At 48.5% G+C, this 20,503-nt stretch carries 15 protein-coding genes, 10 tRNA genes and 3 rRNA genes; all 28 read right to left on the bottom strand.

Annotated elements, in window-relative coordinates:
• Window positions 1-3: 3 nt before the first annotated feature.
• The 28 genes from hisB to dnaX all read right to left on the bottom strand — a co-directional run bounded on the left by hisB (window position 4) and on the right by dnaX (window position 20,385).
• Window positions 4-633, bottom strand: coding sequence for an imidazoleglycerol-phosphate dehydratase HisB (gene hisB / locus MHI55_RS00790; protein ID WP_036674766.1), 630 nt, complete (start codon window positions 631-633; stop codon window positions 4-6).
• The gene (hisD, locus tag MHI55_RS00785) at window positions 626-1,930 is read right to left on the bottom strand and encodes a histidinol dehydrogenase (RefSeq protein WP_340018866.1); all 1,305 of its coding nucleotides are present in this window, start codon (window positions 1,928-1,930) and stop codon (window positions 626-628) included. Before hisD ends, hisB begins: the two co-directional genes overlap by 8 nt.
• A gap of 132 nt (window positions 1,931-2,062) precedes the next feature.
• Complete coding sequence (gene hisG / locus MHI55_RS00780; protein WP_036674770.1) at window positions 2,063-2,722, bottom strand: ATP phosphoribosyltransferase; 660 nt, start codon at window positions 2,720-2,722, stop codon at window positions 2,063-2,065.
• A gap of 1 nt (window position 2,723) precedes the next feature.
• Complete coding sequence (locus MHI55_RS00775; RefSeq protein ID WP_036674773.1) at window positions 2,724-3,923, bottom strand: ATP phosphoribosyltransferase regulatory subunit; 1,200 nt, start codon at window positions 3,921-3,923, stop codon at window positions 2,724-2,726.
• 403 nt (window positions 3,924-4,326) lie between these two features.
• Window positions 4,327-4,869 (bottom strand): DapH/DapD/GlmU-related protein, encoded by a 543-nt coding sequence (locus MHI55_RS00770; protein ID WP_036616162.1) that lies wholly within the window; start codon window positions 4,867-4,869, stop codon window positions 4,327-4,329.
• Window positions 4,866-5,522: a pyrophosphatase PpaX gene (gene ppaX / locus MHI55_RS00765; RefSeq protein ID WP_100526425.1), complete on the bottom strand. Its 657-nt coding sequence runs from the start codon at window positions 5,520-5,522 to the stop codon at window positions 4,866-4,868. The genes MHI55_RS00770 and ppaX overlap by 4 nt, the downstream gene beginning before the upstream one ends.
• A 6-nt stretch (window positions 5,523-5,528) precedes the next feature.
• On the bottom strand, window positions 5,529-6,554 hold the full coding sequence (gene lgt / locus MHI55_RS00760; protein ID WP_036616160.1) for a prolipoprotein diacylglyceryl transferase: 1,026 nt from the start codon (window positions 6,552-6,554) through the stop codon (window positions 5,529-5,531).
• Window positions 6,555-6,675: 121 nt separating this feature from the next.
• Window positions 6,676-7,614, bottom strand: a complete 939-nt coding sequence (gene hprK / locus MHI55_RS00755) for an HPr(Ser) kinase/phosphatase (protein ID WP_017691278.1) — start codon at window positions 7,612-7,614, stop codon at window positions 6,676-6,678.
• A gap of 418 nt (window positions 7,615-8,032) precedes the next feature.
• Window positions 8,033-9,160 (bottom strand): sn-glycerol-3-phosphate ABC transporter ATP-binding protein UgpC, encoded by a 1,128-nt coding sequence (ugpC, locus tag MHI55_RS00750; RefSeq protein WP_017691279.1) that lies wholly within the window; start codon window positions 9,158-9,160, stop codon window positions 8,033-8,035.
• 103 nt (window positions 9,161-9,263) lie between these two features.
• A complete protein-coding gene (locus MHI55_RS00745) occupies window positions 9,264-10,481 on the bottom strand; it encodes a helix-turn-helix domain-containing protein (RefSeq protein ID WP_253504746.1) in 1,218 nt (405 codons plus the stop codon).
• Between the two features lie 120 nt (window positions 10,482-10,601).
• Window positions 10,602-10,674: transfer RNA gene (locus MHI55_RS00740), tRNA-Lys, on the bottom strand.
• Between the two features lie 7 nt (window positions 10,675-10,681).
• Window positions 10,682-10,767, bottom strand: a tRNA-Tyr gene (locus MHI55_RS00735).
• Between the two features lie 12 nt (window positions 10,768-10,779).
• A tRNA-Phe gene (locus tag MHI55_RS00730) sits at window positions 10,780-10,852 on the bottom strand.
• 21 nt (window positions 10,853-10,873) lie between these two features.
• A tRNA-Asp gene (locus MHI55_RS00725) sits at window positions 10,874-10,951 on the bottom strand.
• 9 nt (window positions 10,952-10,960) lie between these two features.
• Window positions 10,961-11,036: transfer RNA gene (locus MHI55_RS00720), tRNA-Thr, on the bottom strand.
• Window positions 11,037-11,041: 5 nt separating this feature from the next.
• A tRNA-Val gene (locus MHI55_RS00715) sits at window positions 11,042-11,117 on the bottom strand.
• A gap of 9 nt (window positions 11,118-11,126) precedes the next feature.
• Window positions 11,127-11,203, bottom strand: a tRNA-Met gene (locus tag MHI55_RS00710).
• Window positions 11,204-11,246: 43 nt separating this feature from the next.
• Window positions 11,247-11,338, bottom strand: a tRNA-Ser gene (locus MHI55_RS00705).
• Window positions 11,339-11,419: 81 nt separating this feature from the next.
• Window positions 11,420-14,345 (bottom strand): 23S ribosomal RNA (locus tag MHI55_RS00700).
• A 206-nt stretch (window positions 14,346-14,551) separates the two neighbouring features.
• Window positions 14,552-14,627, bottom strand: a tRNA-Ala gene (locus MHI55_RS00695).
• Between the two features lie 22 nt (window positions 14,628-14,649).
• Window positions 14,650-14,726 (bottom strand) — tRNA-Ile (locus MHI55_RS00690).
• A 36-nt stretch (window positions 14,727-14,762) separates the two neighbouring features.
• Window positions 14,763-14,879 (bottom strand): 5S ribosomal RNA (gene rrf, locus MHI55_RS00685).
• 106 nt (window positions 14,880-14,985) lie between these two features.
• Window positions 14,986-16,538 (bottom strand): 16S ribosomal RNA (locus tag MHI55_RS00680).
• The 16S, 23S and 5S rRNA genes sit together here with 10 tRNA genes alongside, the layout of an rRNA operon.
• 348 nt (window positions 16,539-16,886) lie before the next feature.
• Window positions 16,887-17,156 (bottom strand): pro-sigmaK processing inhibitor BofA family protein, encoded by a 270-nt coding sequence (locus MHI55_RS00675; RefSeq protein ID WP_036607241.1) that lies wholly within the window; start codon window positions 17,154-17,156, stop codon window positions 16,887-16,889.
• A 34-nt stretch (window positions 17,157-17,190) separates the two neighbouring features.
• The gene (locus tag MHI55_RS00670) at window positions 17,191-17,466 is read right to left on the bottom strand and encodes a DUF2508 family protein (protein ID WP_036607244.1); all 276 of its coding nucleotides are present in this window, start codon (window positions 17,464-17,466) and stop codon (window positions 17,191-17,193) included.
• A gap of 184 nt (window positions 17,467-17,650) precedes the next feature.
• Window positions 17,651-18,250, bottom strand: coding sequence for a recombination mediator RecR (gene recR, locus MHI55_RS00665; RefSeq protein WP_036607246.1), 600 nt, complete (start codon window positions 18,248-18,250; stop codon window positions 17,651-17,653).
• Between the two features lie 36 nt (window positions 18,251-18,286).
• Window positions 18,287-18,598 (bottom strand): YbaB/EbfC family nucleoid-associated protein, encoded by a 312-nt coding sequence (locus MHI55_RS00660; RefSeq protein ID WP_036607248.1) that lies wholly within the window; start codon window positions 18,596-18,598, stop codon window positions 18,287-18,289.
• 41 nt (window positions 18,599-18,639) lie between these two features.
• Window positions 18,640-20,385, bottom strand: coding sequence for a DNA polymerase III subunit gamma/tau (gene dnaX, locus MHI55_RS00655; RefSeq protein ID WP_127551353.1), 1,746 nt, complete (start codon window positions 20,383-20,385; stop codon window positions 18,640-18,642).
• Window positions 20,386-20,503 lie beyond the last annotated feature (118 nt).

The following is a 20,503-nucleotide window of genomic DNA, read 5'->3' as shown; positions in this document are numbered from 1 at the left end:
CGTCTACAGCACTCCCTTCGTGGAAGGCACACCCGTTACACGTGGATCAATCATCGTTGCTTCATCCAGTGCACGTCCCAATGCTTTAAAGATCGCTTCAATCATGTGGTGGGTGTTCTGACCATAGTGCACAATGACATGTAACGTAATCCGAGCTTCCAGCGCCAATTTCCATAGGAATTCATGTACCAGCTCCGTGGAGAAACTGCCTACCTGTTGGGAAGGGTATTCTGCACGGTATTCAAAGTGCGGTCGGTTGCTCACATCAATAATGACCTGAGCGAGTGCCTCGTCCATTGGTACAAAAACACTGGCGTAACGCTTAATTCCACGTTTGTCACCCAACGCTTCTCGCAACGTCTGTCCGAGACAGATTCCGATGTCTTCAACCGTGTGATGATCGTCGATATCAATATCTCCGCGGGCCTGCACGTTCAGGTCGAATTGTCCGTGCTTTGTGAACAGATCCAGCATATGATTCAGGAAAGGTACATCCGTTTCAATCGTGGATTGTCCTGTTCCATCTACATTAAAGGCCAATTGGATATTGGTCTCGTTTGTTTTGCGGTCAACCTCTGCTTGGCGCACTGCACCTTTGTTTTCAAGTTCCACACCATTATTTTGCTTATCCATTGTCCGATTCCGCCTTTCCTTCCTGTTCTAACCGTACAGCGATTGCACGGGCATGCCCTTCAAGACCCTCATGGCGGGCCAACTCTATAATAGCCGCTCCGTTCTGCAGCAGCGCTTCTTTACTATAATAGATCAGACTCGATTTCTTGATAAAATCATCCACGTCCACTGGTGAACTGAATCGTGCAGTTCCATTGGTCGGAATAATGTGATTGGGTCCGGCAAAATAATCCCCTACCGGCTCCGAGCTGTACGGGCCGAGGAAGATCGCTCCGGCATTTTCGATCCGGCCAGCGTAAGCCATCGGCTCCTGCACCATGATCTCCAGATGCTCCGGTGCAAGCCGGTTCACCACGTCGATCCCTTCATCAATGGAATCGACCACAATAATCGCGCCATACTGCTCCACGGAAGCAGCAGCGATATCCCGCCGCGGCAGCACTTCAAGCTGCCGCTGCACTTCGCCCTGCACGGCTTCCGCCAGCGTGGCCGAATTCGTGACGAGAATGGCCGATGCCATCTCGTCATGTTCCGCCTGCGACAATAGGTCGGCGGCGACGTACACCGGATTCGCCGTATCATCGGCGAGCACCACAATCTCACTCGGCCCGGCGATACTATCGATATCGACCGCACCGTACACCTCGCGCTTCGCGAGCGCCACGTAAATATTGCCCGGTCCACAGATCTTGTCGACCGGTGCAATACTCTCCGTGCCGTAAGCCAAGGCGGCGATAGCTTGAGCGCCGCCAACCCGGTACATCTCGCTCACGCCTGCTTCCGCAGCAGCAACGAGGATGTACGGGTTAATACCTTCGCCACCGTTCGTTGACGGCGGCGTCACGAGAACAATCTCCGGCACGCCTGCCACCTGTGCCGGAATCACATTCATCAGCACAGACGATGGATACGCTGCTTTGCCGCCAGGTACATAGACGCCGACCCGCTTCAGCGGTCGGATGACCTGGCCCAGCAGGCTGCCGTCCGGCTGCCAATCCATCCACGAGTTGCGTTTCTGTTTCTCATGAAACGCACGAATGTTGGCGGCGGCTTGCCGGATCGCCGTCACAAAGGATGGCTCCACGGCTGCATAAGCCGCCTGTAGCTCTTCCTGCGGCACGCGCAATTCCGCGGCCGTCAGCTTTGTGCGGTCCAGTTGCTCCGTGTAACGCAGCAGTGCCGTATCACCCTCACGGCGAATGTCGCTGACAATACGCCGTACCGTTTCATTTTGCTCCGGCGTGCCATACTCCACTTCCCGCTTCAGATCAAACTCCCGTGCAGGTACAATTTTCATACGTACAACCTCCTCATCCTCTGTATACCTGCCTTCATGTGGCCGATTTGCTTCTTTATTTTGTCTCTTACTCTTAATTTTGCTTCTGCTTCTGCTTTGTATGTTTCTCATCTATGTTTCCAACGCAGTAATTTATCCCCGAAAGCTTCCCGCCGATATCTCATTCGATGCCGGTATGACCTGCTGAAGTGCATCACACAAAGCCTGGATTCGTGCATTTTTCATCCGATAACTTACCCGATTGGCGATAAGACGGCTCGTGATATCCAGAATGCCCGTCATCTCCACCAGTCCGTTCTCTCGCAGCGTCTGACCAGTCTCCACCAGATCGACAATCCGGTCTGCCAGACCAATCAGGGGTGCCAGCTCAATGGAACCATTCAGCTTGATCACCTCGACCTGCTGTCCCTGCTCCCGGAAATACTGCGAAGCAATCCTCGGATACTTCGTTGCGACACGTTGCTGGATGCCTGGCTTCCAGTCTGGAAGTCCGATCACAGACATACGGCACTGAGCGATTCCCAGATTCAACAGTTCGTACACATCCCGATCTTCCTCCAGCAGCACGTCTTTACCAACAATTCCGATATCGGCAACACCGTACTCCACATATGTTGGAACATCTACTGGCTTAGCCATAATGAATTCCATTCCCGCTTCCGGTACTTCAATGACCAATCTGCGTGTATCGTCTACGTCTTCTGGAATATCCAGCCCCGCTTCACGAAACAATTTGGAGGCTTTTTTGTAGATTCGGCCCTTCGGCATGGCCACCTTCAGAATATCCGACATCTCAGCGTCCTCCTTCTTCAGATCCGTAAGTAATAACCTGCTCAGCCTGAGCGGTTCTTGCTTCAACCGATACGGCACTTGCCCCAGCCCCATCTTCAGGAAGAAGGAGTGTCACTACATTTTGTCCCATACTGCGTAATCTTGCCGCTTCTGTTAGTGCCTCAGCCCGACGTTTCGGGGTATATTGGATAAGTATCGTTTTTTTCTCTTCAATCGTAATGCCATGAACACCATCAATAATACGGTTCGTTTTCAGTGCAAATCCTGTAGCTGGCAATGAACGACCAAACTGTTGTAACAGATTATCATACCGTCCGCCGCTACATACCGGAGATCCCAGTTCGGCTGCATACCCTTCAAAGGTCATGCCCGTATAATAGGAGAAATCACCGATCATCGTCAGATCAATCAGCACATGCTCGGATACACCGTACGCTTCCAACACTTCGAATACGGCACACAGATGTGCAATCGACTGTGCTGCTTCAGCACTTGAACTTAGCTCTACCGCATGTGTGCATACTTCCTTGCCACCACGCAGACGAAGGATCGCTTCAAGCTGTTCTTTCAACTTCGGCTCCAGATTCAATGCTTCAATCGACTGGCGATAGCCGACATAATCACGTCCGAGCAGCCCTTCCTTCAATTGCTCCTGCTCAGCGGTCTGGCCTGGAATCACTTCCTCCAGTAATCCGTTCAGGAATCCCATATGACCCATCGCTATTTTAAAAGAAGACACTCCCGCTGCCTGCAAAGAGGCAATCGCAAGCGCAACAACTTCTGCATCCGCCTCAGGTGAGTCGTCTCCAACCAGCTCCACGCCCGTCTGGAAAAATTCAGCTTCACGTCCAGCTTCCTCTTCAATAGAACGGAATACGTTCGCATGATAGGACAGACGCAGCGGCAACTGCTCATCTTTGAGCATGGATGAAACGACGCGTGCAATTGGAGCTGTTAAATCCGATCTCAGCACCAGCGTGGTTCCACGGCTGTTCAATAATTTAAACAATTTGCGATCTGATGTAGAGCTTGCCACACCTACCGTGTCGTAATATTCAATCGTTGGTGTGATGATCTGACGGTAACCCCAGCGTTCCATACATTCCAGTACATTGCGTTCAATCGTCCGCAGCTTGGATACTACATGTGGTGTATAATCGCGGAATCCGGTCGGTTTTTCAAAACCTTTTGGTTTGGACATTGGTAATATTCACCCCGAGTCAGTAATTTAAGAGTTGCACTCGTTCTATTTCAACAGGATTTATGTAGTGTAAATCCCCATTCTATCTTATAAACCTGAATCACAGTATTATCGCATAAGCCTTCAACTATTGGTTTAGTTCAATCCTTATCATGCTTCATTTCTTCAAGAATACTTTCACATGGTAAAGTGCTAACAAACTAAAGGATATGGGATATGATAACATGAAATCCGCACTACCGTCAACAATACCAAAGCTTGATTGCCCTTGGATCGACATATCGTTTTATATACACACCGTAACGCTCGCCAATCGGTATTTATATACGAAAAAAGCTGCCGTCAGCAGCTTTTTACTTCGAATCATCTTCATTGATTCATCTTCATTCATTACTTTATTGACTCAATGCACACTACCCTGAGAAGAATCATCCGTGTTAAAGACAGTTTCTTCCGTAGAAGCTGCCGCGCGGGATAAATCACGAAGTGGATTACCTCCAACAAAAGCTCCTGGTGCAACATCCTTATGTACGACTGCTCCAGCAGCCACAACGGCTCCATCCCCTATGGTTACCCCGGGCAGAATCGTTGTGTTAGCACCAATCAGTACATTTTCCCCGATAATCACCTCACCGAGTCTGTACTCCTTAATGAGATACTCATGAGCGAGAATCGTTGTGTTGTAACCGATGACCGAGTTTTCGCCGACCGTTATTTTCTCCGGAAAAAACACATCCACCATCACCATCAGGCCAAAGGCCGTGTGTTTTCCCACCTTCATACCGAGCATTCGGCGGTAAATCCAATTCTTCACCGATAGGATCGGACAGTAACGTGACAACTGGATCCAGATAAAATTACGAACGCCCTTCCACGGACTCACTGTCTTGTAGATATGCCAAAGTGCATTCTGGTCCTCTACCGGATAGCGGGTTACTTTTCTCATGAACGTCCCGTTTCAATACGGATGAGTTTCAACAAGTCTCTCATGTCATGCAACATATAGTCGGGTCCATATCCGTTCAGGATTGTTTCTCCTTTAAGAGACCATGCAACCCCCGCCGAGAGTGCGCCCGCATTCTGTGCCGATTGGATATCCACTGGACTGTCACCCACCATTAACGTTTTGGCAGGATCTGCACCCAGTTCCGTCATCGCTTTCAGTACCGGTTCAGCGTGCGGCTTCGGATTCGTCACATCGGTCACTGTTACAATCGTCTTCATATACTTCAATAGGTCAAAACGCTCCAACACCTTTAATGTAGATGGACGAATCTTGGTTGTGACCACACCCATCACAATGCCCGCCTGATGCAGCGCCTCTACTACCTCAATAACATGTGGAAATGGTCTAACCATCGCTTCATGATGGATATCATTATAAGCACGGTAACCTTTCACGTACTCGGAGACTTCCTCCTGGCCAGAGAAAGTGCGCATTTGCTGCTCCAGTGTGCCACCCATATGTGGAATGATCTGTTCCCGTGTCCATGGAGCTGAATGCTCCCATCCCCCCATGACATGCTGGAATGAGCTGATAATCAACTCATTGGTATCAATAATTGTTCCATCCAGATCAAACAATACCGTGTCAATCATGTTGCATTACTCCTTTTTATCATCAACTTGCTTGGATTCATCTTTGGCTGGAGGTGTTAACTTATTCTCTTTGCCAGCAACTGTTCCCGTATGCTCCATATCATCTGAGGTAACTTTGGACGATACAATCGGATCACTATATCGAACATCTGCTTTACCTGTCACTCTTCTCACCACAATGAATACAACAGCAACAATAATGATGCCAATCGCGAGCAGTTGCGAGATTCTTACGTTACCGTAAGCAGGATCAAGATATCCTTGTTCAAAGCCCATTGCAGTCATTGGAGACCACAGCCCGTTCACTAATGAAGCAACCCACTGCGGAGCCTGGAAGCCCAGACTATCCGTACGCAAAGCTTCAATAAAGAAGCGACCGATAGAGTACCAGATGAAATAAGACATGAACAGTTCACCTGAACGCAGAAACTTCTGACGACGCAGAACCAGTAGCAAGACCAGACCAACGAGACTCCACATCGATTCATACAAAAACGCAGGATGGTGGAATACGCCTTCTACGTTCATTTGATTCACAATAAAGTCCGGCAGATGAAGCTTGTCTCTCAAAAATGATTCTTCTACAGGTCCGCCGTAGGCTTCCTGATTCACAAAGTTCCCCCAGCGTCCGATCAACTGTCCAACGAGCAGTCCAGGCGCACAGATATCGGCCATACGCCAGAAGTTATATCCTTTACGACGGAAGAAAATAACTGCACAGATAATAGCACCAATAAGGGCACCATAGATGGCTATACCGCCATTCCATATTTTAAAGACATCCCAGAAATTATCCTTATAATCTTCCCACTTAAATGCGACGTAGTAGATGCGGGCACCAATGATGGCAGAAGGCACGCCCAGCAAGACCATGTCCATGAACACTTCCTGTGGAATATTGTAACGTTTGCCCTCCCGGATCACGAGCAGGAGTCCTATAAGTGCCGCGGCACCAAGAATAAGCCCGTACCAGTGAACCTTTAACGCTCCAATAGAGAACGCAATCGGGTTCAACAGTAATAATGTATCCATTCATTCACACTCCTATTTATTCAATCAATCGCACGCATGACGAATGGTTGGCATACACTGCGCCTTAAGAGAAGCAGTACATGTCAACCATTTATCTTCATTTCCTTGTATAAAATGTTTCTTAATCCATGTCTTCCATATCTTCCGAGATGGTTGCTGTCAGCTTATTCGTGAATTGCAGTGCAGCATTCAGACCCATCTGTTTCAGGCGATAGTTCATACCTGCCACTTCAATAATAACCGCCAAGTTCCGTCCCGGACGAACAGGAATCGTAACGAGAGGTACATCCGTATCAATGATACGTGTAGTCTCTTCATCCAGACCCAGACGATCATATTGTTTATCCTGCTGCCATGCTTCCAGACGTACAACCAAAGTAATCCGTTTGTTATTCCGAACCGCACCAGCCCCGAATAATGTCATGACGTTGATAATACCGACACCTCGAATCTCGAGCAAGTGGCGGATCAATTCAGGTGCAGTACCGTGCAGCTGAAAATCTGACGTTTGGCGGATCTCTACCGCATCATCGGCAATCAGTCGGTGTCCACGTTTCACCAGTTCAAGCGCTGTTTCACTCTTACCAATACCGCTACTACCTGTGATCAGCATACCTACGCCATAGACATCACAAAGTACACCGTGAATGGTTGCTGTTGGTGCCAATTTCTTTTCCAGGAATCCTGTGATCCGGCTGGATAGAATCGTAGTAGCCATGTTGCTGCGAAGTACAGCCAGATTCTGCTCTTCACTGATATCAATCAGCTCTTGCGGAACTTCCAGTCCACGCGTGACAACGATACAAGGCGTCTCTTCCGTACAAAGACGTTGCATACGATCTCGCCGCTCTTGCTCAGGTAACATTGCAAAGAAAGCTAACTCCGTTCTTCCAAGCAGCTGTACCCGTTCTTGTGGATGGTATTCAAAATAACCGGCCATTTCCAGACCAGGACGGTTCAGGTCATCTACCGTAATGACTCTTTTCAATCCGTGAGATCCAGAAACAACCTCCAACTGAAATTGCTGCACCAGTTCAGATACTTTCACTTTTTTCGCCATTTGTCTCTTCCTTTCAGCATTAGCTGTCCCTCTATGTACATCAGATCGTGTATCAGTTATTTCCATTATTAGCGCATTCACAACATGGGGTACAGAATGCATACCCTTCCAACAGTCGATTCTCTCAAATATATGAAGACAGACCTTCAAATAATCTTAAATGAATTCCGGGATGAATGCAATCGCAGCCTCCGACAACCATTAGTAAGAAAAGTCTTCTGATCGAAGCACCTTCTAGGATACTACATTCGTAGTTTAAGGGGTGTTTTTCTTACGATTATTAATCCTTCAACTCTGTCGAAACTTATAAATTCATTAATCTTAAAAAAGCCCCTTCCAGCAATAACGGAAGGGGCTCTCATTACAATGTATAATTGCGTTAACTGTCAGGTTCCATCGTCACCGAGGAATCCCAGTATTATTTGTCTTGAAGAAGTACGTTCACTTCAGTCTCTTTGTCAAAGATATGAACTTTGTTCATGTCGATGGCCATTTTAACTGTGGAACCATCACGAGTGTTAGAACGTCCGTCTACACGTGCGATCGTTGTATCATTACCAACACCGCTCAAGTAGAGGAGCATTTCGTGACCCAGGTTCTCTGTAACATCTACGTGTGTAGAGAATACAGAGTTCGGGGATGCTTCCAGGAATACTGGCTCTTCGTGAATGTCTTCTGGACGAACACCCAGAATCACTTCTTTACCAATGTATCCTCTAGATTTCAACACTTGTGCTTTACCTTGCGGGATTTCAACATCCACACCAGGAGCTATGAAATGCATGCTAGTACCTTGCTCAGCGAGTTTACCCGAGATAAAGTTCATTGTCGGGGAACCGATGAAACCAGCTACGAACAGGTTAGCCGGCAGGTTATACAACTCTTCCGGAGAAGCTGCTTGTTGGATGATACCATCCTTCATAACAACGATCCGATCACCCATCGTCATAGCTTCGATCTGGTCATGCGTTACGTAGATAACAGTTGTTTCCAAACGTTTCGCAAGTTTAGTGATCTCAGCACGCATTTGACCACGCAGTTTGGCATCCAAGTTGGAGAGAGGCTCATCCATCAAGAACACTTGTGGATCACGGACAATCGCACGTCCCAAAGCGACACGTTGACGTTGACCACCGGACAATGCCTTAGGTTTACGCTCAAGCAAATGTTCGATATCCAGGATTTTAGCTGCTTCACGTACACGTTTGTCGATCTCATCTTTTTTAACCTTACGCAATTTCAAACCAAACGCCATGTTTTGATATACGCTCATATGTGGATACAAGGCATAGGATTGGAATACCATCGCGATATCGCGGTCTTTAGGTGCAACATCATTAACGACACGGTCACCGATATAGAGTTTACCTTCAGAAATTTCCTCAAGGCCTGCGATCATACGAAGTGTTGTTGACTTACCACAACCGGACGGACCTACCAGTACCAGAAATTCTTTATCTTTAATGTCCAGGTTAATGTCAACTACAGTTGCTTTATCAGAACCCGGGTATTTTTTGAAAATATGCTCTAAACGTACTCCAGCCATGATTGTTGCCTCCTCAGAGATCATTTTATAATCGAATACAATTTGTATTTTTATAATACCCTATCTACGTGAGGTTTGACTATTCGCAAACTGCACAAAAATATCAATGCTTTTTCGTCACTTTGTACATTAGTAGTAAAAACTGCACTAGAACGGCACTTTCGAAGTGCCTCACATCATAGCCAATCTCCTGTTTGATCTTGTCCAGACGGTATACCAACGTATTACGATGAATGAAAAGTCGTTTCGCTGTCTCGCTGACATTACAGTCCAGGCTAAAAAAGGTCTCCAGCGTAGCAAGTGTCTCACTGTCATTGAAGATTACCGTGTCTTTGCCAGTTTCCTTTATAAAACGTATACGTTGATCATCTGGAATGCTCGCTACCAACCTCTCCAGGTGAAGATCCCATGGGAGATGAATATGCTGCGTAACATGGAATGCTCTCCCTAAGTGAACACTCTCTCTAAGAAGAGTTGTGACCGATACAAGTTGTTGCGCAGGAATGCATGGCAGAGATGCAGACAGATGGAACACCCCAGCCCACTCACTGGCAACCAATTCATGTAACCCCAGACAAAAGGCGTTCAGCGAATCCTTTTTGGCTTCCGTTGTATCTTCCTCGGCTTCTTCTGTAACAATTTCCTTATCACCCATGAAAATCCACTCTTGCTCCCCCAAAGGAATCAAGACTATCTCCTCGCCAAAGTAACTCTCAAGCAACTTGTTGAGTTCCTTGGACCGTAAACGATGTGCATCCGGTGTATCGCCTTGCAGCAAGAACAGAATCTTCTCAGCATTTAATCCTGCGGGCACCACAAAGCGATCAGGAACCGCTTCAGATTCCTGCTTGGTTGGTTCTTCGATCTGCTCTTTAAGCCAGAGACCCAATTCAGTCAAATACTGCTCCCTATCATTCTCATATACAACAGGCTGTACCTCATCGGGTAGAGCCGTGTTAGTGCGGATCAAAAGCTCAATCAATTGTCGTGTCTCCACGGTAATAGATTTTGCAGGGCATCCCCAACACACGACAGTCTCTTCTTGCTCATTCATTCGAACCTTAAAAAATATACGCTTTCCCGTATTCAAACTGATCACATCGGATGAAATTGGAGATGCAGATTGATCAGATAACTCCTGACGCTCACCTTCATCACCAAAGGTCTCTGAATTTTCATGATTACCAACTAGATTGGCAACAGATTGCATCCATTCTTCTATTGTAATTTCATATTCGTCCAAATTTGTGCCTATAATGACTTCAATTTGCTGTTTTAGATCAGGTATGAGCTTCATATAATGAACGTCACCACTCTGCATGTTTTCTATTAGTTTATCATATCTTGCCCAGCATTAATAAATATCCATATTGAGCTAAAATTACACAACAAAAAAAGAGCAACTAATCAAATTAATGATTAATCACTCTTTTCTTAAAGATGAGTCATGAAGGGCTCGAACCTTCGACACCCTGATTAAAAGTCAGGTGCTCTACCAACTGAGCTAATGACTCATAAAACTGGTGGAGGATGATGGATTCGAACCACCGAACCCGTACGGGAGCAGATTTACAGTCTGATGCGTTTGGCCACTTCGCTAATCCTCCAGGGATTAAAGGTGGCTCGGGACGGAATCGAACCGCCGACACGAGGATTTTCAGTCCTCTGCTCTACCGACTGAGCTACCGAGCCATATTTAATTTTTAGGATTAATGGCGGAACCGACGGGATTCGAACCCGCGATCTCCTGCGTGACAGGCAGGCATGTTAGGCCAACTACACCACGGTTCCAGGCATTAATGGTGCCGGCGAGAGGACTTGAACCCCCAACCTACTGATTACAAGTCAGTTGCTCTACCAGTTGAGCTACACCGGCGTATATGGTGGAGGCTGAGGGGATCGAACCCCCGACCCTCTGCTTGTAAGGCAGATGCTCTCCCAGCTGAGCTAAGCCTCCTGGGTAATATGGTAGCGGCGGAGGGGATCGAACCCCCGACCTTACGGGTATGAACCGTACGCTCTAGCCAGCTGAGCTACACCGCCATATTAATTGTGTCTTGATTGCTTGTCCATCTTTAGGTAAAGATGGCGGAGAGAGAGGGATTCGAACCCTCGCACCGCTTACGCAGTCTAACCCCTTAGCAGAGGGTCCCCTTATAGCCACTTGGGTATCTCTCCAAATAACAATCATCAACATCATTCAAGGATTGCTCCCTGAAAACTAGATTCGAAACGAAACATGCGATTTAGAACTTGCTATTGGATAAGCCCTCGACCGATTAGTACTGGTCAGCTCCATGCATTGCTGCACTTCCACCCCCAGCCTATCTACCTCGTCGTCTTCAAGGGGTCTTACATACTGGGAAATCTCATCTTGAGGGGGGCTTCACGCTTAGATGCTTTCAGCGTTTATCCCGTCCGTACATAGCTACCCAGCGGTGCTCCTGGCGGAACAACTGGTACACCAGCGGTACGTCCATCCCGGTCCTCTCGTACTAAGGACAGCTCCTCTCAAATTTCCTACGCCCACGACAGATAGGGACCGAACTGTCTCACGACGTTCTGAACCCAGCTCGCGTACCGCTTTAATGGGCGAACAGCCCAACCCTTGGGACCTACTTCAGCCCCAGGATGCGATGAGCCGACATCGAGGTGCCAAACCTCCCCGTCGATGTGGACTCTTGGGGGAGATAAGCCTGTTATCCCCAGGGTAGCTTTTATCCGTTGAGCGATGGCCCTTCCATGCGGTACCACCGGATCACTAAGCCCGACTTTCGTCCCTGCTCGACTTGTAGGTCTCGCAGTCAAGCTCCCTTATGCCTTTGCACTCTTCGAATGATTTCCAACCATTCTGAGGGAACCTTTGGGCGCCTCCGTTACTCTTTAGGAGGCGACCGCCCCAGTCAAACTGCCCACCTGACACTGTCCCCGCACCGGATTACGGTACCAGGTTAGAACCTAGATACGATCAGGGTGGTATCCCAACGTTGCCTCCACGCAAGCTGGCGCTCACGTTTCAAAGGCTCCCACCTATCCTGTACAGATCGTACCCAAATTCAATATCAAGCTGCAGTAAAGCTCCATGGGGTCTTTCCGTCTTGTCGCGGGTAACCTGCATCTTCACAGGTATTAAAATTTCACCGGATCTCTCGTTGAGACAGCGCCCAAGTCGTTACGCCATTCGTGCGGGTCAGAATTTACCTGACAAGGAATTTCGCTACCTTAGGACCGTTATAGTTACGGCCGCCGTTTACTGGGGCTTCGGTTCACAGCTTCGGATTGCTCCTAACCACTCCCCTTAACCTTCCAGCACCGGGCAGGCGTCAGCCCGTATACTTCGCCTTACGGCTTCGCACAGACCTGTGTTTTTGCTAAACAGTCGCTTGGGCCTTTTCACTGCGGCCCCCTCGTGCTATTCACACTACCGGGGCACCCCTTCTCCCGAAGTTACGGGGTCATTTTGCCGAGTTCCTTAACGAGAGTTCTTCCGCGCGCCTTAGAATACTCTTCTCGCCTACCTGTGTCGGTTTGCGGTACGGGCACCATCACCTGGCTAGAGGCTTTTCTTGGCAGTGTGAGATCATGACCTTCGCTACTATAATTTTCGCTCCCCATCACAGCTCAGCCTTACAATGTGCGGATTTGCCTACACATCAGCCTTACTGCTTAGACGGACATCCATCAGTCCGCGTCACTACCCTACTGCGTCCCCCCATTGCTCATAACGGCTTACGGTGGTACAGGAATTTCGACCTGTTGTCCTTCGACTACGCCTTTCGGCCTCGCCTTAGGTCCCGACTTACCCTGAGCGGACGAGCCTTCCTCAGGAACCCTTAGGCTTTCGGCGGATCAGATTCTCACTGATCTTTTCGTTACTCATACCGGCATTCTCACTTGTATAATGTCCAGCGCTCCTTACGGTACACCTTCAACCCTTATACAACGCTCCCCTACCCCTGATGCAAAGCATCAAGCCATAGCTTCGGTGGTGTGTTTAGCCCCGTTACATTTTCGGCGCAGAGTCACTCGACCAGTGAGCTATTACGCACTCTTTCAATGATGGCTGCTTCTAAGCCAACATCCTGGTTGTCTGTGCAACTCCACATCCTTTCCCACTTAACACACACTTGGGGACCTTAGCTGATGGTCTGGGCTGTTTCCCTTTTGACAATGGATCTTAGCACTCACTGTCTGACTCCCGGAAGTAAGTCTATGGCATTCGGAGTTTGACTGAGCTTGGTAACCCTTGCGGGCCCCGCACCCAATCAGTGCTCTACCTCCACGACTCTGTTTTCCGAGGCTAGCCCTAAAGCTATTTCGGGGAGAACCAGCTATCTCCGAGTTCGATTGGAATTTCTCCGCTACCCCCACCTCATCCCCGCATTTTTCAACATGCGTGGGTTCGGGCCTCCAGTGCGTGTTACCGCACCTTCACCCTGGACAGGGGTAGATCACCCGGTTTCGGGTCTACGTCCACGTACTAAGTCGCCCTATTCAGACTCGCTTTCGCTGCGGCTCCGGCTCTTCACCTTAACCTTGCACGGGAACGTAACTCGCCGGTTCATTCTACAAAAGGCACGCCATCACCCCTAAAACGGGCTCTGACTTTTTGTAAGCACACGGTTTCAGGTTCTATTTCACTCCCCTTCCGGGGTGCTTTTCACCTTTCCCTCACGGTACTGCTTCACTATCGGTCGCTAGGAAGTATTTAGCCTTGGCAGATGGTCCTGCCGGATTCATACGGGGTTTCACGTGCCCCGCACTACTCGGGATCCGTCTCGGAGGGAACAGACTTTCAACTACAGGGCTTTTACCTTCTTTGGCGGGCCTTTCCAGACCTCTTCGCTTAACCGGTTCCTTTGTAACTCCATGTGAGACGTCCCACAACCCCAAAGAGCAAGCTCTTTGGTTTGGGCTTCTCCGCGTTCGCTCGCCGCTACTGACGGAATCACTATTGTTTTCTCTTCCTCAGGGTACTTAGATGTTTCAGTTCCCCTGGTATGCCTCTACACAACCTATGTATTCAGTTGTGAGTAACTGGAAATTACCCCAGCTGGGTTTCCCCATTCGGACACCCCCGGATCAAAGCTTGCTTACAGCTCCCCGAGGCAGTTTCGTTGTTCGCCACGTCCTTCATCGGCTCCTAGCGCCTAGGCATCCTCCGTGTGCTCTTAGTAGCTTAACCATTTTGTTCCGGTTTCGGTCGCTCGCTTCCCTTGTTTTGCTTGCGCAAAGCCAAAAGTCGCTCTCACCCGATACCCTCACAAAAGCAATTTAACTACCTTTATACACTTGACTTGTTTGCACAAGTTCAGCTTAAAGGAATGTTCTAATTCGCGTTTGTTTCGTTTCGATATCTAGTTTTCAAAGAACAAACTTGTAAAACATTTTTGGTGGAGCCAAGCGGGATCGAACCGCTGACCTCCTGCTTGCAAGGCAGGCGCTCTCCCAGCTGAGCTATGGCCCCATATAAAGTTTAAAGGTATAGATGGTGGGCCCTGGTGGACTCGAACCACCGGCCTCACCCTTATCAGAGGTGCGCTCTAACCAACTGAGCTAAGGGCCCACATTACATATACTATTTGAACCCAAAATGGGTTACGCTTGGCGGCGTTCTACTCTCCCAGGACCCTGCGGTCCAAGTACCATTGACGCTGAAGGGCTTAACGGTCGTGTTCGGGATGGGAACGTGTGGAACCCCTTCGCTATCGCCACCAAACGTTTGAGAGTTTGAACTCTCAAAACTGAGCAACGAGTGAGTAACTAGCCGACCTGGCTAGATTTTTTATTTGAATGTTTCCGTTGCAGGAAACGATTCTCCATAGAAAGGAGGTGATCCAGCCGCACCTTCCGATACGGCTACCTTGTTACGACTTCACCCCAATCATCTATCCCACCTTCGGCGGCTGGCTCCTTGCGGTTACCCCACCGACTTCGGGTGTTATAAACTCTCGTGGTGTGACGGGCGGTGTGTACAAGACCCGGGAACGTATTCACCGCGGCATGCTGATCCGCGATTACTAGCAATTCCGACTTCATGCAGGCGAGTTGCAGCCTGCAATCCGAACTGAGACCGGCTTTGTTGGGATTGGCTCCATCTCGCGATTTCGCAGCCCGTTGTACCGGCCATTGTAGTACGTGTGTAGCCCAGGTCATAAGGGGCATGATGATTTGACGTCATCCCCACCTTCCTCCGGTTTGTCACCGGCAGTCTATCTAGAGTGCCCACCCGAAGTGCTGGCAACTAAATATAAGGGTTGCGCTCGTTGCGGGACTTAACCCAACATCTCACGACACGAGCTGACGACAACCATGCACCACCTGTCTCCTCTGTCCCGAAGGAAAGATACATCTCTGCATCGATCAGAGGGATGTCAAGACCTGGTAAGGTTCTTCGCGTTGCTTCGAATTAAACCACATACTCCACTGCTTGTGCGGGTCCCCGTCAATTCCTTTGAGTTTCAGTCTTGCGACCGTACTCCCCAGGCGGAGTGCTTAATGTGTTAACTTCGGCACCAAGGGTATCGAAACCCCTAACACCTAGCACTCATCGTTTACGGCGTGGACTACCAGGGTATCTAATCCTGTTTGCTCCCCACGCTTTCGCGCCTCAGCGTCAGTTACAGCCCAGAGAGTCGCCTTCGCCACTGGTGTTCCTCCACATATCTACGCATTTCACCGCTACACGTGGAATTCCACTCTCCTCTTCTGCACTCAAGTCACCCAGTTTCCAGTGCGATCCGGGGTTGAGCCCCGGGATTAAACACCAGACTTAAATGACCGCCTGCGCGCGCTTTACGCCCAATAATTCCGGACAACGCTTGCCCCCTACGTATTACCGCGGCTGCTGGCACGTAGTTAGCCGGGGCTTTCTTCTCAGGTACCGTCACCTTGAGAGCAGTTACTCTCCCAAGCGTTCTTCCCTGGCAACAGAGCTTTACGATCCGAAAACCTTCATCACTCACGCGGCATTGCTCCGTCAGGCTTTCGCCCATTGCGGAAGATTCCCTACTGCTGCCTCCCGTAGGAGTCTGGGCCGTGTCTCAGTCCCAGTGTGGCCGATCACCCTCTCAGGTCGGCTACGCATCGTCGCCTTGGTGAGCCGTTACCTCACCAACTAGCTAATGCGCCGCAGGCCCATCCCCAAGTGACAGATTGCTCCGTCTTTCCAGTTCCCTTCAGGCGAAGAAAACAATTATTCGGTATTAGCTACCGTTTCCGGTAGTTGTCCCAAACTTGAGGGCAGGTTGCCTACGTGTTACTCACCCGTCCGCCGCTAAGTATCAAGGAAGCAAGCTTCCTATCAACTCCGCTCGACTTGCATGTATTAGGCATGCCGCCAGCGTTCGTCCTGAGCCAGGATCAAACTCTCCAATAAAGTATTGAAAAGAGCGATAAGCTCATTTTGAATCTGACGAGATTAAAAATCTCATTTGTGCTCCAGTCGATTCAAGCCAAGGCTTGTCTCAAACTTTCGCGTTCATTCTGCAAGCAGAATGTTTACTCACTCGTTGTTCAGTTTTCAAAGATCAAACTCGTTTTTTCGTCACCATTTTCTCTCAGCGGCGACTTTTATAATATATCATACTTCGTTTGTTTTGGTCAAGTGTTTTTTTGAAATTTTTTTTCGAAGTTCGCAATGAACTCCTTCATTTCATCTAAAGCATCTAACCAAGCAAGCAAAGCAACGAGATATAATGTACCATATAAATATCCTGCGAGTCAACTATCCGAACAAAGAAATTTTCAACCCTAATAATAGCCCCACACCTGGCAATCCCAAAACAGTTACAGTCCCTATCGTTGCAGGGTTCAGCGGGATGTAGGTCCCTGTAATCCAGCCGGAATAATTCACGATATATATCCCTACTGCAGCCAGCACCAGATGAATTCCAAATGACGTGAAAAACGATAACCCTATCCGCTTTCTGAATAAAATAACGATAAGCCCCAGTAACGATATAACCAATACACTTCCCAGTATGATACTCTTCACATGTTTCACCTCCGTGTTTAATGTAAACGTGACTCTACATACTAACCCCTCGCTGTGATGTAACATCATCATTAGCTCTGGCTCGCTTTGCTCTTCTCAAGTGGATCTGGTACTTCCGCTCAGCTGCCTCCAATACATAAATGGCATAATCAATCTCATCCTGTCCCTGTGCATCTTCAAACTGTCTCATAGCCCGTTCCCATTCCTGCTTAGCCATTTGAATATCTGCATAGATCTGATCCGCCTCAAGTTCCTTCAACATTCTGTTGTGTTTCTCTACCGAGTTCCGTGTGTTTCGCCACAAAAACATAATCTCTCCCCCTCCTGGTCAGCACAGCATATTCTCATACTTATCAGGGAAAGGACAAACTTAGAACTCGGACATTCATTTTTTCCATAAAAAAAGAGAGCCCTAAGGCTCTCTTTGCATATCGAAACTTATTTAGCATCCAAAGTTTCCAAGGAAGTCCGCTGCGCAAAACAAATTGATCACACTAACGCATCTCCCTGCGCCCTTCCAACGCTTTGGAAAGGGTCACTTCATCCGCATACTCTAGATCGCCACCTACAGGCAATCCATGCGCAATACGAGTCACACTGATCTCAAACGGACGCACCAAGCGGGAGATATACATCGCTGTAGCCTCACCCTCAATGTTGGGGTTCGTTGCCAAGATAATCTCTTTTATACGTTCATCACTTAATCGAACCAAGAGTTCCTTCAAACGAATATCGTCTGGGCCAATTCCCTCCATAGGTGAAATCGCGCCCTGTAACACATGATAGTACCCATCGAATTCCTTGGTGCGCTCCATGGCCACCAGATCTTTCGAATCCTGAACTACACAGATTACAGAGACATCCCTGGACTTATCCTGACAGATGCGACATGGGTCCGTATCAGTGATATTACAACATACAGAACAGTAATGAAGATTACGCTTTACACTTACGAGCGCCTTGGCGAAATCGATAACGTCATCTTCCTTCATGTTAAGCACATGAAAAGCTAAACGCGCTGCCGTCTTGGGACCCACACCCGGCAACCGGGTGAAGGCATCAATCAGCTTGGCTATTGGTTCGGGATAATACAATCGATTGTGTCTCCTTTGACAGGATCAATTTTTTAATTAAAATAATCCCGGAATATTCATGCCGCCTGTGAACTTGCCCATATCCTTGTTGGCAATCTCATCGGCTTTGGCCATTGCATCATTAACAGCTGTCATAACGAGATCCTGCAACATTTCAACATCTTCCGGATCTACCGCTTCAGGTTTGATCGTGATAGCAAGCAATTTCTTGTGTCCGTTAACTTCAGCCGTCACTACACCGCCACCAGAAGTACCTTGGACTGTTTTGTCCGCCAGTTCCTCTTGTGCTTTCAGCATTTGCTCCTGCATTTTCTTCACTTGTTTCATCATTTGGTTCATGTTGTTCATAATTGTTCATCTCCTTTGTTATGGTTATCGCGCTATGCGCATTATTCTTTGATCACTACAAGATCCTCACCAAAGAGCTGGATCGCTTCATCAATCCAAGGCTGTTTGTTGCCTGAACCGCCGTCTTCATGCTCAGGTTCAAGCTTAAAGTCCTCCTTTGGCGCTTCAGAAGCTCCCTCCATTGCCCCGGTCCAATCTTTGAGCATCATCGTCACCAATCGTGCCGGACGCCCAAGTTGTTCGGACAACACCCGCTCAATGACTTCACGGTTAGCCTGCTTCTCCGTTGTTTCACGGTGAATGTTGTTTTTAAAAGCAACCAACACATTGTCTTCAAGCAATGATACCGGCTCACCATCCACAAACCAGGCGTGAACGGTAACCCTCTCTTCCTTCACTCGTTGCAGGATCTGACTCCATTTTTTGCTGATCTCTGCGAACTCAGGGGCTCCCTTGCGCGCAACATACTGATCCAACTGTGCAGGAAGCTTCGCGGGCGAGTTACCTCTCGATACCGGCGCTCTTGTTGCCGGGCGAGATGGAGCACTCGATGAACCTTCTCCACCAGACAAACCACTTTTCAGTGCACGATCCAACTTCTTCTCCAACTCAGCAAGCTGCTGCTTCAAGCGGTTGATCTCTCCCCCATCAGCAGGTGCTGCATGAGCTGAAGATCCCACCTGAACAGAAGCCTCACCTTGAGCTGGAATACTACACAGTTTAAGCAATGCAACTTCAAATAATGTCTGTGGTTGTACTGCATATTTCATTTCACTCTGGTACCGATTAAGGGTGTCAATCATGTGGAATAGTTGTTCCCTGGTGAATGACTCCGCCATATCACGGAAAGACTCCGGATTAAGTACCCGGTCCGTCAGTTTATCTGCATCAGGTACCATCTTAATCATAAGCAAATCACGGAAATAATACAGTAAATTCTCCATGCACTTGTCTGCACTCTTTCCTTCATGCATGAAACCTTCAATCATCTGCAAAATATGACCAACATCACCCTTGAGCAGCGAAGCAGCCAATTTGGCAAATTGCTCTGAAGCAATTCCACCCGTCATGTCCATGACCTGCTGGTACGTTACTCGTCCATCCGTAAATGAAGAGATCTGATCCAGCACACTAAGTGCATCCCTCATTCCACCGTCCGATAAACGGGCAATGTATTGGAGCGCATCCTGGTCAGCTTCCATGCCTTCCTGTTCACAGATCAGTGTAAGTCTTGCTGTCTGCTCTTCCAGGGATACCCGGCGAAAATCAAATCGCTGACAGCGCGATATAATGGTAGCCGGAAGGCGGTGCGGTTCCGTTGTTGCCAAAATAAACATCACATGTGGTGGTGGCTCTTCCAATGTTTTGAGCAAAGCATTGAATGCCTCCGTTGTCAGCATGTGCACTTCATCAATAATATAGACTTTCTGCCGGACCTCGGTTGGCGCATATTTAACCTTTTCCCGAAGATCACGGATTTCTTCAACGCCCCGATTGGATGCAGCGTCAATCTCCTGCACATCCATCACAGCGCCAGTCGTAATTCTGCGGCAAGCTTCACACTCGTTACAAGGTTCAGGCGCAGGCCCACGTTCGCAGTTCACAGCTTTGGCCAAAATCTTGGCGGCACTTGTCTTTCCCGTTCCTCTGGGCCCGCTAAATAAGTAGGCATGGGAAGTCCGCTGTTCACGAATCGCGTTCTGCAAGGTCTGAATAATATGCTGTTGCCCCACCATATCTTGAAACGACTGGGGACGCCAAGCCCGGTATAACGCGATATGCTCCATGATGCGTTACCTTCCTTCCACTTCGCATTCGAGTCCTTTGTCGTTCCCCTATTATACTATATTCTAGGGTGAATCCAAACTTTATCTGACTCATTCATGCGTGGTTTATTAAGACATA

This window comes from Paenibacillus sp. FSL E2-0151, assembly GCF_037993015.1.
Classification (GTDB): Bacteria; Bacillota; Bacilli; order Paenibacillales; family Paenibacillaceae; genus Paenibacillus; species Paenibacillus amylolyticus.
This window is presented reverse-complemented; position numbering and strand designations above follow the sequence as displayed.

Excerpts from the sequence above, each read along its gene's own strand:
- hisB (WP_036674766.1), bottom strand. The coding sequence starts at position 633 with ATGGATAAGCAAAATAATGGTGTGGAACTTGAAAACAAAGGTGCAGTG.
- hisD (WP_340018866.1), bottom strand. The coding sequence starts at position 1,930 with ATGAAAATTGTACCTGCACGGGAGTTTGATCTGAAGCGGGAAGTGGAG.
- hisG (WP_036674770.1), bottom strand. The coding sequence starts at position 2,722 with ATGTCGGATATTCTGAAGGTGGCCATGCCGAAGGGCCGAATCTACAAA.
- MHI55_RS00775 (WP_036674773.1), bottom strand. The coding sequence starts at position 3,923 with ATGTCCAAACCAAAAGGTTTTGAAAAACCGACCGGATTCCGCGATTAT.
- MHI55_RS00770 (WP_036616162.1), bottom strand. The coding sequence starts at position 4,869 with ATGAGAAAAGTAACCCGCTATCCGGTAGAGGACCAGAATGCACTTTGG.
- ppaX (WP_100526425.1), bottom strand. The coding sequence starts at position 5,522 with ATGATTGACACGGTATTGTTTGATCTGGATGGAACAATTATTGATACC.
- lgt (WP_036616160.1), bottom strand. The coding sequence starts at position 6,554 with ATGGATACATTATTACTGTTGAACCCGATTGCGTTCTCTATTGGAGCG.
- hprK (WP_017691278.1), bottom strand. The coding sequence starts at position 7,614 with ATGGCGAAAAAAGTGAAAGTATCTGAACTGGTGCAGCAATTTCAGTTG.
- ugpC (WP_017691279.1), bottom strand. The coding sequence starts at position 9,160 with ATGGCTGGAGTACGTTTAGAGCATATTTTCAAAAAATACCCGGGTTCT.
- MHI55_RS00745 (WP_253504746.1), bottom strand. The coding sequence starts at position 10,481 with ATGCAGAGTGGTGACGTTCATTATATGAAGCTCATACCTGATCTAAAA.
- MHI55_RS00670 (WP_036607244.1), bottom strand. The coding sequence starts at position 17,466 with ATGTTTTTGTGGCGAAACACACGGAACTCGGTAGAGAAACACAACAGA.
- MHI55_RS00660 (WP_036607248.1), bottom strand. The coding sequence starts at position 18,598 with ATGAACAACATGAACCAAATGATGAAACAAGTGAAGAAAATGCAGGAG.
- dnaX (WP_127551353.1), bottom strand. The coding sequence starts at position 20,385 with ATGGAGCATATCGCGTTATACCGGGCTTGGCGTCCCCAGTCGTTTCAA.